Annotated in this window: 15 protein-coding genes; 5 read left to right on the plus strand and 10 right to left on the minus strand. The window is 49.0% G+C overall.

Annotated elements, in window-relative coordinates:
• Positions 1-28: 28 nt before the first annotated feature.
• From T472_RS00935 to T472_RS00965, 7 genes are read right to left on the minus strand one after another with little or no spacing between them, the layout of a single operon-like run.
• Positions 29-541 carry a shikimate kinase gene (locus T472_RS00935; protein WP_023388093.1) on the minus strand — a complete coding sequence of 171 codons (513 nt, stop codon included), beginning with the start codon at positions 539-541 and terminating at the stop codon, positions 29-31.
• Positions 542-925, minus strand: a complete 384-nt coding sequence (locus T472_RS00940; RefSeq protein WP_023388092.1) for a hypothetical protein — start codon at positions 923-925, stop codon at positions 542-544. It lies immediately after the preceding gene.
• A complete protein-coding gene (locus T472_RS00945; RefSeq protein ID WP_023863230.1) occupies positions 915-1,370 on the minus strand; it encodes a type II secretion system protein in 456 nt (151 codons plus the stop codon). Before T472_RS00945 ends, T472_RS00940 begins: the two co-directional genes overlap by 11 nt.
• A complete protein-coding gene (locus T472_RS00950; RefSeq protein WP_023387251.1) occupies positions 1,354-1,740 on the minus strand; it encodes a hypothetical protein in 387 nt (128 codons plus the stop codon). Before T472_RS00950 ends, T472_RS00945 begins: the two co-directional genes overlap by 17 nt.
• The gene (locus T472_RS00955; protein WP_023387252.1) at positions 1,692-2,105 is read right to left on the minus strand and encodes a hypothetical protein; all 414 of its coding nucleotides are present in this window, start codon (positions 2,103-2,105) and stop codon (positions 1,692-1,694) included. The genes T472_RS00950 and T472_RS00955 overlap by 49 nt, the downstream gene beginning before the upstream one ends.
• 13 nt (positions 2,106-2,118) lie before the next feature.
• The gene (locus T472_RS00960; protein ID WP_023387253.1) at positions 2,119-3,096 is read right to left on the minus strand and encodes a type II secretion system F family protein; all 978 of its coding nucleotides are present in this window, start codon (positions 3,094-3,096) and stop codon (positions 2,119-2,121) included.
• A complete protein-coding gene (locus T472_RS00965) occupies positions 3,032-3,910 on the minus strand; it encodes a GspE/PulE family protein (RefSeq protein ID WP_023387254.1) in 879 nt (292 codons plus the stop codon). The genes T472_RS00960 and T472_RS00965 overlap by 65 nt, the downstream gene beginning before the upstream one ends.
• Before the next feature lie 109 nt (positions 3,911-4,019).
• On the opposite strand from T472_RS00965, the gene T472_RS00970 reads away from it, so the two are divergent.
• From T472_RS00970 to ytvI, 4 genes are all read left to right on the plus strand, one after another.
• Positions 4,020-5,693, plus strand: a complete 1,674-nt coding sequence (locus T472_RS00970; RefSeq protein ID WP_023387255.1) for an Rqc2 family fibronectin-binding protein — start codon at positions 4,020-4,022, stop codon at positions 5,691-5,693.
• Positions 5,694-5,830: 137 nt separating this feature from the next.
• On the plus strand, positions 5,831-6,121 hold the full coding sequence (locus T472_RS00975) for a hypothetical protein (protein ID WP_023387256.1): 291 nt from the start codon (positions 5,831-5,833) through the stop codon (positions 6,119-6,121).
• A gap of 179 nt (positions 6,122-6,300) precedes the next feature.
• Complete coding sequence (locus T472_RS00980; protein WP_023387257.1) at positions 6,301-6,594, plus strand: hypothetical protein; 294 nt, start codon at positions 6,301-6,303, stop codon at positions 6,592-6,594.
• A gap of 237 nt (positions 6,595-6,831) precedes the next feature.
• Entirely contained in the window at positions 6,832-7,887 is a 1,056-nt protein-coding gene (ytvI, locus tag T472_RS00985) for a sporulation integral membrane protein YtvI (RefSeq protein WP_023387258.1), read from the plus strand.
• 72 nt (positions 7,888-7,959) lie between these two features.
• Here the strand turns inward: ytvI and T472_RS00990 are convergent, their stop codons facing one another.
• The 3 genes from T472_RS00990 to T472_RS01000 are packed head-to-tail and all read right to left on the minus strand — an operon-like array spanning position 7,960 to position 12,485.
• A complete protein-coding gene (locus tag T472_RS00990; protein ID WP_023387259.1) occupies positions 7,960-8,310 on the minus strand; it encodes a Spx/MgsR family RNA polymerase-binding regulatory protein in 351 nt (116 codons plus the stop codon).
• A gap of 7 nt (positions 8,311-8,317) precedes the next feature.
• Positions 8,318-11,341 (minus strand): AAA family ATPase, encoded by a 3,024-nt coding sequence (locus tag T472_RS00995; protein ID WP_023387260.1) that lies wholly within the window; start codon positions 11,339-11,341, stop codon positions 8,318-8,320.
• Positions 11,322-12,485 (minus strand): exonuclease SbcCD subunit D, encoded by a 1,164-nt coding sequence (locus tag T472_RS01000; RefSeq protein WP_023387261.1) that lies wholly within the window; start codon positions 12,483-12,485, stop codon positions 11,322-11,324. Before T472_RS01000 ends, T472_RS00995 begins: the two co-directional genes overlap by 20 nt.
• A 102-nt stretch (positions 12,486-12,587) precedes the next feature.
• Between T472_RS01000 and T472_RS01005 the strand changes: the two genes are divergently transcribed.
• Complete coding sequence (locus T472_RS01005) at positions 12,588-13,091, plus strand: GNAT family N-acetyltransferase (protein WP_023387262.1); 504 nt, start codon at positions 12,588-12,590, stop codon at positions 13,089-13,091.
• The last annotated feature ends 3 nt before the right edge of the window (positions 13,092-13,094 follow it).

Below are 13,094 nucleotides of genomic sequence, written 5' to 3' on the forward strand. Positions count from 1 at the left end.
GTTACTTTATCAATTAACCAGGTTGTTTTCATTGGGATTTTTTAACAATACCCAATACACTTACCTTTTCGAGTGCCTTTGCCAGGTTTGCCCTTGAATCAAGGCTGCCATCAATTATTATGCCTGCTCTCTCGTAGAAGGGCTTCCTTTCAGAATAAAGCTTTCTAAGTTTATCATGGCTGTTGGAAAGGGGCCTTGTCTTGTCATGCTTCAGCCTCTTCCAGAGTACGTCTATGCTGGTCTTGATGTAGATCACATGTGAATCTTCAAGCATCCTGTCCATGTTCCCGCCAAAGATCGGAAATCCTCCTCCGGTTGAGATTATCAGGTCATCCATTTTGAGAACCTCGTCAAGCGTCTCACGTTCCAGCTCCCTGAAAGTCTTTTCTCCCTCTTCGGTTATGATCCGGCTTGGTGTCTTCCCGTATTTCTCTGTGATCAGCCTGTCCGTATCCACAGCCCTCATGCCTGTGGCTGCTGCCAGAAGCCTGCCTAGTGTCGTCTTGCCGCTTCCGGGCATCCCCACAATGAATATCCTCATTCATATGCTCCTTATCCTCAGTATGGGATACAAAGCCCATATGAGTTCAAGCTCTCTCTTAAGGACATGTCTCGTGTCCGATATGTAGAGCATCATACGATTATTATATATCCCTTTCAGTGAAAGTGTACAGGTCCCGTATGACAAGGTTTTGCCCGATGAAAAGAAGCTCCTTGCCTCCAGTGGTCCTGGAAACCTTGCAGCAAGTTCAGCCTCAAGGCCAGGCAGGTCCTTCTCAAGCTCAGAGTACCTCAGGTCAAGTGAATAGACCCCCTCCTCGATGAACGTGTGGCTCAGTATGAGCCTGGATGTCCTTGCGGTAAGGGATGCCATGAGCACAAGAAGCAGAAAAAGGTGCTGGACAGAGCCTCTCCTAGTACTCAACCTGGAACCCCCTTTCAAGCTCAAACCCATCAAATACCAGCCGTATCATGAGAATTCCGTTCTCCATCCTGAATGATGAGGACTTCAGGCCAACGCAGATGTTCTGTACCGGAGTATCCACATATGTGGTGCTTCCGACTGCATACCTCAGCTTGTCAGCTGACTGGAACATCTTTATGTATCTCCCGTTCACCGAATCATCCTTGAGGATGTAAAGGACTCCTCCTGAAATCGCAAGGCTGTCGGTGTTCGAGTGCAGGTCCTCCTTGATCCTTTCAAAGGCCATATATGCATAATCCATCGTCTTAAGCTGGGCCCTCGCTTCGAGATATGTCCTGAGCACCCCCGTGAAGGCCCTTAGTGAGATCCCCAATACCAGAGCCATTATGATTATGCAGCAGAGGATCTCCTGGAGGATGAACCCCTTCCTACTTGATGATTTCATATGAAATTCTCCTAGCCCCGTCAAGGTATCCCGTTATGGTTATTGTACCTCCCGATTTTGATATGCTTATGAAAGTATCCCCCTGCGGTTCATTATCAAGTGAATATGAGACAAGTGAGCCGTAGGCTTCCCCTTCAGGAACCTCCAGATTCCCCTCCTTGACCATAAGGTAATAGGCTTCCACCCTGTAGTCAAAAGCAAGCTGTTCCCTGTACCTAGTGAGCCTGAGCCTTTGGCCCATGCTCTCTGTGATGATGGCCTGTATCGCTATGAATACAAAGAGGACAGCCGTTGCGGCAAGTACAGATATGTATCCGTCCCTTACCTTATGTCCATAGCCTGCGTCCCGAAGTTTATCATTATTTCGCATTGCTTCACGCCTCCCAGGTGAAAATATACCCTCCCGTTGGCTGAAGGTACTCCAGCTATGTCATAATACCAGTTCGGACCAGCCCCTATTTCAAGAGTAGTCACACCTGTCATCGTAAGTTTTGAGCCGCTTGGCAGCTGTATCTTCTTCAAAAGCACAGTACCCTTGTATATCCTTATGGTTGCATCAGGAATGTATATCCTTCTGATTGACTTTGTCTCAGCTGATTTCCTTAACTCCCCGATCACAGTACCCATGAACATGATCGCAGCATCCTCCTTATAGGATACCGAGCCTTCTGCGGCTGTCCTTTTCGGGGATGGGAGTAAGAGTGCCATTAGAACGATGGCTATTAGAAGCTCCATTAGGAGCCTTCCCTCATAACGCCTCATAGGCGTCAAGCATCGGAAGGAGTATCACCGAGGCTGAGGCAAATACCGCTAGCCCCATGATGATGACAGCCAACGGTTCCACCAGGGCAGTCTTCCTCTTCAGGTAATCCTCGAACCAGCTTCTTCTGTTTGCTACGTATGAACCAAGTGCGGCAGGCAGGTCTCCTGTCTGCTCAGCCATGTGGATGTAGCTCAGAAGAAGCCCGGAAAAACCTTCCTCCCTGAATGCAGCTTCAAGCCCCTCGCCGCTTATTAGCCTTTCCATAAGCCCCTGCCCCCGGAATACCCCGTCATCCAGGAGCTCTGCCGCCTTAAGCACATCCATCCCTCCGGATATCAGCTTGTTGAATTCCTTTATGAACATCATCTCATCATATTGTGCCTTCTTCCTGCCGAGCACAATTGCAAACATCTTTTCCCTGTCCATCAGGTACCGGAAGGCAACTGCCATTACCAAAAGGCATAAAGCTCCCGAAACCCTGGCAGGCACAACGGAAGTGAAGGCCATGACAGTTTCAAGGACAGTATTTCTTCCTGAGATACCGCTGATCATGTCATGTATCGGAGGTACCAGGTAATATGCAGCGCAGAAAAGGAATATGATGGTTGCTGAGATGAGGATTCCGGGGTATATGAGCACAGTCCTGATCTTCCCGCTTAGCTCCCTCTCCTCCTTAAGGTCTTCATACAGTCCTCTGAATGCTGCACCTATGGTCCCAGTCTCCTCAGAGAGCCTGATGATTGAGACCTCCCTCCTTGTGAACGCCCCACACCCTTCAAAGGAATCCGTAAGGCTCGCTCCACCCTGCAGCTGCCTTGCAAGCCGCATCTCAGTCTCATCCTGCGAGAGACTGAGAGACTCCACAAGACCAAGGCCGTTTGAAAGGTAGATGGACTTCTCATAGAAGAATCTCTCCTTGTTGAATCGTCTTCGCCGCCTTATCCCTGAACTCCATCCTGACATCAAGCTTCCTCCTTCCTTCCTGTGATAAAAGCCTCTGTGTGAGTACAAGCCCCACAGAACCCGATATGTGCTCTTCCCTGATCCCAAAATCCATAAGCCTGAGTATCACATTACTGTATCCAGTTCCATGTATCGTCGAGATCACCCTGTGACCTGTAAGGGATGCCCTGACAAGAGCCCTGGCGGTCTCTTCGTTCCTTATCTCCCCTATGCAAATGAAATCTGGGTCCTGCCTGAGTGATGCGAATATCGCCCTCTCATATGTCAGTCCTGCAGCCTCGTTTATCTGGCACTGTACCACTCCCTCAATGGACCTTTCAACTGGATCCTCAATCGACAGCACCTTGTGGTTCATGTCCTTCAGTTCGTTCATGATTCCATACAGGGTAGTGCTCTTGCCCATGCCGGTTTCTCCTGCGATCATTGTTATTCCGCTGCCTTCAGTGAGGTGCCCAAGAAGCATCGAAACATCATCATCTTTCATCCCAAGTTGCCTTATGCCCACATCCCGCCTGTCGAAAAGCCTCATGACGAGTGACTCTCCGTTTACTGACTTCATGGTGCTTACGCGTATGGTCATTCCGGACATCCTGAACACCCCATCCTGAGGCAGCCTCTTCTCTGATATGTTCATGCCTGAATTCGCCTTGACTCTCTGCAGATAAAGGTTGTGCCGGGCCATGTCGAGGCTGCAGTGCGACTCCAGCCTTTCACCCTGTCTGAAGAACACACCTGCTTTATCGGACCCAGGTATGAAGTGTATGTCGGATGCATTGATGCCTATCCCAGCCTTTACGATTTCTTCCAGTTCCATATAATCACCAGAATCATTATGCCTTCATCTGCAGTCCCTATACATGGAAAATCATACACTCCCCGTTTTGTGGTATAGTATATTGAGAGATACGACAAGGAGAATGATCATGGCACTTGATGGCATATATTTCAGCAACATAGTAAAGGAAATAAGCACGGGACTTGAAGGCTCCAGGGTAGACAAGGTCAACCAGCCCGAAAGCGATGTCATAATACTGACGTTCAGGGGGAGAAGCGGCAACAGGAAGCTTCTCATAACCTCCAACAGCAGTTTTTCAAGGCTTCACTTCACAGAGATGCAGAGGCAGAATCCGCTTCAGGCACCCCTGTTCCTTATGGTGCTCAGGAAGCATCTTCAGGGCGCGTTCTTTGATGGCATAAGCCAGCTCGACGGTGACCGTCTTGTGAACCTCAGCTTCTCAGGTAAGGATGAGATGGGATTCGACCAGAAGTTCATACTATCCGTGGAGATGATGGGGAGGCATTCAAACATAATCCTCATCAGGGAAAGGGACATGAAGATAATCGAGTGCATCAAGCATGTAAGCGCCGACAGGAACACCTACAGGGTACTTCTGCCCGGAAAGTCCTACATGCCGCCTCCACCCAGCAACAAGCTGGACCCGCTTTCCTACACTGATGAGGAGCTTCTGCTGGCAGGTGACCCTGACAATATCGACACCGAATTCTTCTCAAGGATTTTCTCAGGTGTGTCCAAGAGGACATCAGGCCTGATCCATGAGCTGTATGACGGCACCGAGCCCCTTGTCTTCATAAGGAAAATCCTTGAGTCAACCGGAAGGGGAACCTCATTCTACATCATGAAGGAGAACGGTGAATACAAGGATGTGGTGTCCTATCCATTCAAGGGGGAACTTGTCCCCTATGACAGCGCTTCCAAGGCACTTGAGGATTTCGTAAGCGAGAGGGACCAGAAGGACAGGATGCGCGGAAAAAGCGCAGACATGCAGAAGATGATCCATACCAACATCGAGAGGGTCCTGAAGAAGATAAACATCCTGGATGAATCCATAAGGGAATCAATGGACAAGAACGAGGACAGGCTCAAGGGCGAGCTGCTCACCTCCAACATACACAGCCTGAAGGACGGAATGAGCGAGGCAAGGCTTTTGAACTATTACGACGGTACCGAGGCTGTCATCAGGCTTAACGAGCACAAGACCATCAGCCAGAACATCCAGCATTACTACCACAGGTACAACAAGAAGAAAAGGGCCGAGGAAATGGCAGCCTCGCAGAAGCTGCTGGCTGAGGAGGAGCTCAATTACCTTAATTCAATAATGCTGAGCCTCCAGAACTCCGAAAACCAGCGCGAAGTTGATGACATAAGGCAGGAGCTGATGGTGGCAGGCTACCTGAGGTTCAGGAAGGTACCTGCCGGTAAGGAGAAGCCATCGAAGCCGTTCCATTTCAAATCAACCGAAGGGATAGACATCTATGTGGGCAAGAACAACACTCAGAATGACTACCTCACCACGAAGTTTGCAGGAAAGAACGACACCTGGCTCCATACAAAGGATATTCCAGGCTCCCACGTCATTATAAAGGCTGAGAAGTTCTCCGATGATACACTTCTCGAAGCAGCAAACCTTGCCGCATGGTACAGCAAGGCCGGTACATCCTCGAAGGTCCCTGTAGACTATACCAGGGTAAAGAACGTGAAGAAGCCAAATGGCGCTAAGCCCGGAATGGTCACATATTCCACCAACAAGACACTGTATGTGGATCCTGAGCCATCAAGGCTTGACAGGCTGGAGTAGGCAGTAGTCCCGATGAGCAACTCATCGGGGCTTTTTTCACGCTTTTTGTTAATCGAAAATTCGTTAAAATTTAATCATATAAGGCATGTTTCTTCACACAGGTGTGGTAGCATATAATCGGTGTAGGGGGCGATACAATGAAAGACAACTGGAAGCAGAAGAAACAGGCATCGACGCTTCCGACGCTTTTTTTAACATGCATTGCAGAAAAGGAAAATTGCACTGAGCTCAGGGAAAGATTGAAGAACGTCTGGATGTTCCCTGAAATAGGGGAAGAGCAGCTGATACATGAGAGATTTGAACCGCTAATGGATTTTGGTGAATCACGATACCATGAACTTATAAGGCTGCTTTATGAGTTGCATGTACACGTAAGGGACGACAGCCGCGTAGACTGGTACATCGATAACCGGGAGTACATGATCTAGCTTCTCCAGCGCGTACATATTTGTTGTTTTGTGCAGGTTTGATGCGGATTTTGGTATTGGACCTTGCTTAAATCAGTCAAGGTCCATATTTCACCGCTGGTTTGTTAAATATTAACAATCCCTCCACATTTCCTGGTCTGATTTATGGTATCATCAAGCTGTCAAAGGAGGAATTCAAAATGACAGCAGTAACCAGTCCGGGAAAGACCGGAAGAGGCGAAGGCTCTTCTATAATGCAGTGGCTCGAGAGGCACATGGCGTCAAGGAAAAGCGCAAATGAGTTAAGCAGAAGAGTACGCAAGGTTTGGGTCGTACCTAATGTCAACGAGGAACTTACCACACATGAACACTTCACTTCAGTGCTTGAATATGCTGAACCAAGGGACATGGACCTTGAAAGGCTTTTTAACGATATACCTCCTCATGTCAGGGATGATGGCAATGTCAGCTGGTACATGGACAATTACAAATGACTTTTCCTCCATACTGGAAGGGCAGGGATGCCCTTCCATTTGTTTGGGCTGGATCAATGCCAGGCCTGACACTATCGGTTTCCCTGTTATTTCACTTCCAGATAGGAGATTGCAGCCGATAAAGGCGTCATCTGTTAAAATTCGTTTAAATTAATCCGATTTTTCATATATGTTCGGGCCTAAGTTCGGAGAATAGTGTAGAATTGGCTTATGAGCTATGCTTCAGGAGGTTCACAGTTGGAAAAGAGAAAGAAATTCATCATAAATTTCATGTACTACGGAATACTAGCAGGATTTGGTTATGCGGTATTAAAATACATATTGCCAGTACTCGCACCGTTCTTTCTCGGACTGACAATAGCGCTGCTGCTTAAGCCGCTGATCATGAAGATTCACCGAAAGACCGGGATAAGCAGAAAATTCCTTTCTGCCCTTATTCTCATCCTTTTTTACATAATCCTTTTTACCGTACTCGCATACCTTGGCGTATCCCTTTTCTTCGAGACAAGGGAACTTGCCTACAGGCTTCCTGACCTCTACAAGAACGAGATTGAACCAGGGCTCATCGGGACAGTCGACCGCCTGGTAGCTTCATTCCCCGCAGTAGAGCCGGTGATCAGGGATTTCATCGAAGGACTTGCCAACTCCCTCGGAGAGATAGTAAGGTTCATCTCGAGCAATGCACTCAACATGTTAAGCTCAGTTGCTGCAAGAGTGTCACTGTTCTTCATCAAGTTCCTGTTCATGATAATCTCAAGCTTCTTCTTCATTTTCGACAATGAGAAGATTTACTCGTTCATACTCAGGCAGATGTCTGAAAACATGAAGAACATAATAACAAGAGCCAAGGAGAACCTCAAGAATGTCCTCTCAAGCTATACGAAAGCATATCTGATGCTGATTTCACTCACTTTCGTGGAGCTTTCGGCAGGACTCTCACTGCTTAGGATCAGGAATGCGATACCTCTTGCGTTCATCATCGCAATAATAGACATACTGCCAATACTCGGAACAGGTGGTGTCCTCATCCCTTGGGGACTTATCGCCATAGCTATCGGCAGGACAGGCCTCGGGCTTGGGATCCTTCTCCTGTATCTCGTCATAACAGTTGTGAGGCAATCCCTGGAACCGAAGATTGTCGGAGACCAGATCGGCCTTCACCCTATAGTCATACTCCTATGCATATTCATCGGAGGCAGGCTCTTCGGAGTGCTTGGGATATTCCTTATCCCCATAGCGATGACGATCATCAAGAAGCTGAACGACGAGAAGGTTATCCACGTGTTCAGATAGGAACAGAAGGCAAACCTGTGATAACTTCATAAATGAGACAAGCTGTCCTGTTAGCTTCAGGACAGCTTGTTTTCATTTGATGGTCTTGTTCCACTCTTCCTCATTGAATCCGACAAGGGTATTTCCATCGCAAGTCATTAGGATCGGCCTCTTTACAAGCATCGGGTTTTTCGACAGGAGCCTCAGCACCTCTTCAACATCCATGCTTACCAGCATCTCCTTTATATTGAGCTCCCGGTATACCTGTCCGCTTGTATTGAGAAGCCTCTTAAGCTCCACACCCGAATACAGGATACCTCTAAGTTCTTCCATGGTTGGCGGTTTCTCGGTTATTTCTCTCCAAACATACCGGATATCCCTTGCACTAAGATATTTCCTTGCCTTCTGGCAGGTTCCGCATTTGCTGTATCCTATAAGCTCCATATGCACCTCAACTAATTTCCGCAAAGCTTCCGGCACCGGGCTTTGACTTCACGGTTATTTTTCTCGGTATCCTTTCCTTCAGTTCAGAGACATGCGATATTATCCCGACTATCCTTCCTGATACATTCAGGTCCATCAGGCATCCGAGTGCGTTCTCAAGGGAATCCTGGTCGAGTGAGCCGAAGCCCTCGTCTATGAATATGGTTTCAAGGTTCACGCTCCCCCTGCTGCTCTCGAGGAAGTCTGAAAGCCCAAGGGCCAATGCGAGTGATGCCTTGAAGCTCTCTCCGCCTGACAGCGAAAGCACGTCCCTTTCACGCCCCGTATACGCGTCATTTATGTTAAGGTCAAGTCCTATCTTCTCCCTTCTGCTGGCCTGGTCCTCTTTCCTTTTCAGCTGGAATCTCCCTTCTGACATCTTCCACAGCCTCTTGTTTGCCATACCGAGTATCCCGTCGAAATAGTACGACTGGACGAAGGTTTCGAAGGACCTGCCGACTGAAGCGGTGCTGTGGAGCCTGGAGAGTGCTCCGAACCTTTCCCTGTTGGCCTTGTACCTTGACACGGTCTCCTCTGCCTTGACAAGCAGACCTGCAAGCTTGAAGCACTCCTTGTCCACGCTGCTTAGTGACTTCCTCGCTTCCTCAAGCCTTGCCTCAGCATTTTCCTTCTTTTCATGGAGCGGCAGAAGCGGGATCTCTGCCCTTCCCGAGCAATCCCCCTCCAGCTGTGAGTATGCCCCACGGGCCTTGTTAAGTCCCTCGTAGAAGTTCCTTATCTCCCTTTCCCTTACAGGAATCTCAGGTATCTTTCCCTTCAGAAGGTCATATTCATCAACTGAAAGGCCTTCCGATGCGATGCTCGTCTCAAGCTCATTGCGAAGGTCAAGTGTCTCCGTTATCAATGCTTCCTTTAGCGCAGCCAGCGTACCTGACCGCTCTGACAGCGCCGTCAGCTTCAGGTCAGTTTCCTTCAATGACGCTGCTATGCTTTCATGGGCTTTGCCTATAGCTTCGATCCTCTGCCCAAGTGCTTCAATTTCATGGGATACTGCCTTTATGTCAATATCCGCACCCTGCTCCACAAGTGTCCTTTCTTCGCCCCTTGCAGCTCCCAGCTCCTCTGAAGCCTTCTGCAGGTAAGAACTGATTGAGTCAAGCCTTTCCTTCACTCCTTCAAGCCCCTCAATCTCGCCCCTTAGCCTCTGAAGCTCCCTGGAAGCCTTGGTCCTCTTTTCTTCAGCTGCGGCTATCTCCTCATCAGCCCTGGTTATCAGGTCCTTTTTCGCGGTACCTTCCCTTATTATCTCATCGATCGTCGTCTCATTGAGACCGCTTGCGGCATAGAATTCCTTAACCTCCGCTTCGATTTCCGAGAGTGATGACCTGATTCCTTCGAGCTTCTGTTCCGATCTTGCAAGCTCCCTGTTTGAGTTCTCAAGAGCCTTCTGGGCAGAAAGATAGCTTTCTTCGTCAAAGCCTCCCGCATCAGCCACTGTCAGAGGGTGACTGCAGGAACCGCATACCGGACAAGGCTCCCCTTCGACCAGGTCCATCCTGAGTATGGCCCCAAGACTGGCTTTCCTGGTCTCTTCAGCTGCCTGGAAAGCATGCATGCATTCACCTGACCTTCTTTTCCATCCCTTCTCCTCGGTCCCTGCCTTTTCAAGCTTCTCCCTCTCACCTTCAAGCTTTTTAACCAGCCTGTGTGCATCGAGCAGGAGCTTTCTTTCACCTTCAAGCCTGAGCTTCACGATCTTCAGGTCTGAAACCTGAAGGCTCAGCCTGCCCTCATCTCCTTTTAGCGCAGCTTCCTCCGCAGCCAGCGATTCAGCCTTCCGGAGCCTTTCCGACAGAGTGTCCTTTTCCTTTTCGAGTCTCGCCCTTTCCTTCTGGAGTGATTCTGCCTTCTTCCTCACTGACTCAAGACTTGCGGACTTTTCCAGGAGATCCGCCTTCATGGATTTTTCAGCCTTCAGTGCGTCGAGTGTGGAGTATTCCCGGTCAGACCTTTCCTTTTCCTTTTGAAGGCTTTCCCTGAGTTTCTCGTTCTTCCCAGTTTCCATTAATGCAGTCTCAAGGCTTTTCCCTGCCTTTTCAAGGTCCCTGGTCTTGGAAACCAGTTCCTTCTCCTTCGGGAGTATGAGCCTGGCCTTCATGATACCGTCCAGGAACTTTGAATCCGAAATGACCTTTGGTTCTTCACTGGAAAGCTCATTCAGCTGCTTTTCAGCTGTCCTGAACGCAGCAAGCCTCCTGTTATTGTCTTCGGCCGCAAGGATCTCAGCTTCAGATGCCTTAAGGAGAGCCTCCTTCTCTGAAGCTTCAGCCTCTATCCGGATCTTTTCGATTTCTGTCGCCTCAAGCTTATCCTTTAGCGGACCCTCACCCATGTCTATGTCCTGGTCAGTGATCCCAGCCTCAGCCATCGCCTCCCTGAACCTTAGGATTAGCTCCGAGTCCAGCTTCTTTGATTCATCATACTTGGCCTTTATCCTGTCCTGGAAGTCCTGGTACACTTCAGTCGAGAACAGCTTCTTAAGGATATCGGACTTGTCCTTTGTGCTTGATGCCAGGAATTCCCTGAACTCACCCTGCGGTATCATGACGATCTTCTTGAACTGCTCAAGTGTAAGCCCCAGAATTGTTTCAATCTCCTGGTTCACTTCCCTCGCCTTGACAAGAGGGTTCTGCCTGTCGCTCTCCCTGTAGAACAGCACCTTTGAGGTCCCCTTGGCGGTTTCAGTACGTTTAATGTTATACTTCTCACCTCTTACCGAAAACTCAAGCTCCACCTCCATGTCATCCTTGGCTCCGGCGAGCTGGCTCCTGTAGCAATCAGCCTTGTCCCTGTCGTTGCTCGATGCCTTGCCGTAGAGGGCATAGCAGATCCCGTCAAAAATGGACGTCTTCCCCGCACCAGTAGCTCCGGTTATGAGGAATATCCTGTCATCATACAGCTTCGTGAAATCTATGGAGCATTCATCCTTGAATCCCAAAAACGCATTCATCCTAAGCCTTATAGGTTTCATCGGAAGTCACCCCCATTTCCTTTACTGTCTCGTCTATTATCCTGACCATCTCATCACTCGGCTCATCACCGTTCTCAAGAAGGTAGAACTCATGGAACAGGCTCCTTACGTCCCTTGCTTCCATCTTTTCAAGGGCAGCGAAGCTCGCTCCCTCTTCCTGCATGTCCCTCTCCCTCTGAAGCTCGATGATGTTCGGGTATCTTACCCTCAGCCTTTCGAGGGGGTCCTGGATTTCATCTGTATCGGTGATCACAGCCCTTACAAAATCCTTTGCATGGTTTTCCCCTGGACTGTTCATGAGGTCAGAGAAGCTTCCCTTGAGTATGACAAGGTCCCTGAGGGGGGTTATATGCCTCTCCCTTACCTCTACGATCCCTTCCTTGTCCATCTCGACCACCGAGATGCTTTTCATGTGATTTGCCTCTGAGAACGAGTATTTCATCAGCGAACCGCTGTACCTTATCTTACCCTTCCTTACCCACTGGGGCTTGTGAAGATGGCCAAGGGCCACATAATCGAAGATATCGAAGACTTCAGCCATCACGAAATCAGTGCCGCCTACTGTCAGGAGCCTTTCGGAATCGCTTGTCTCCATATCCTCCTTCACTCCAGGGGTCACGAAGCCATGGAAAATGAGCACTTTCCTGTTTCCGTCGCCAGCTGCTGACCTCCTGATGATCTCATCATAGAGCACGCTGTCGTCCTTTGATTCGTTAAGGCCGTATATCTCCCTAAGCGCGAAGCTGTCCTTGTATGGCAGAAAGTAGAATGAGACCTCTCCGAACTCATCCCTTATGCCCACTTTCTTGAGAGGGTCCTCCGGATGTCCCTGCAAAAGGAGACCGTGGGTCTCAAGAAGGCTGTTCAGAACCTGTACCCTTTCGGAGGAATCGTGGTTGCCGGTAATGAGAAAGACATTGACGCCGAGCTCGGCGAGCCTCGTAAGGAAGCTGTTATATACCCTGACCGCGTCCTCCCTGGGTACTGACCGGTCATATACATCTCCCGCAATGACAAGGGCATCAGGTGACTCCTCATTAATTATCTGGATCAGCTGATTCAGAGCATCCTCTTGGTCATCAAGAAGTGATATGTCCTTTAAATATCTGCCAATGTGCAGATCCGCTGCATGTATGAATTTCACTGTATATCACGCTCCCATAAGATGAGTTTACAGCAGAAATTTATTCAAGACAATGAAATGTGGACTGCAATAATGTACAATGAATACAGGAGGTGTATGTACATGCCAAGAAGGATAAGAATGCGCCTTGACCTTGAGGATAAGATCAGAAACTACAACGTTGAGATCACCCCTGTGACCGAGGAGACGATCCCTGAGCTTGCCGGCATAATGCTCGATGCCTACAGAGATACTGTGGACTATGAGGGTGAAGACCTGAAGCAGACCGAGGACGAACTCGGACGTGTCTTCAGAGGGCTCTACGGCCCTGTACTCAAGGAAGCCTCCCATACAATATGGGAAAACGGAGAAGCCGCCGCATCGGTCCTTGTCTGCCTGTTCAAGCATGAGCCGACGATCACCTACACCTTTACCAGAAAAGCATCAAAGAGGAAGGGTTACGCAACCGCTCTGATCAACAAGGCGGAGGAAGAGCTTCTGAAACAGGGCTACAGGACACTCCACCTTTTCGTGACACTTGAAAACAGGGATGCTGTCAACCTCTATGAATCACTGGGATTCTATGAGGTTCCGGTGACGACAGTCACTGAGATAATCACAGGCTAACGG

It is taken from the genome of Youngiibacter fragilis 232.1, assembly GCF_000495435.3.
GTDB classification, from domain to species: Bacteria; Bacillota; Clostridia; order Clostridiales; family Clostridiaceae; genus Youngiibacter; species Youngiibacter fragilis.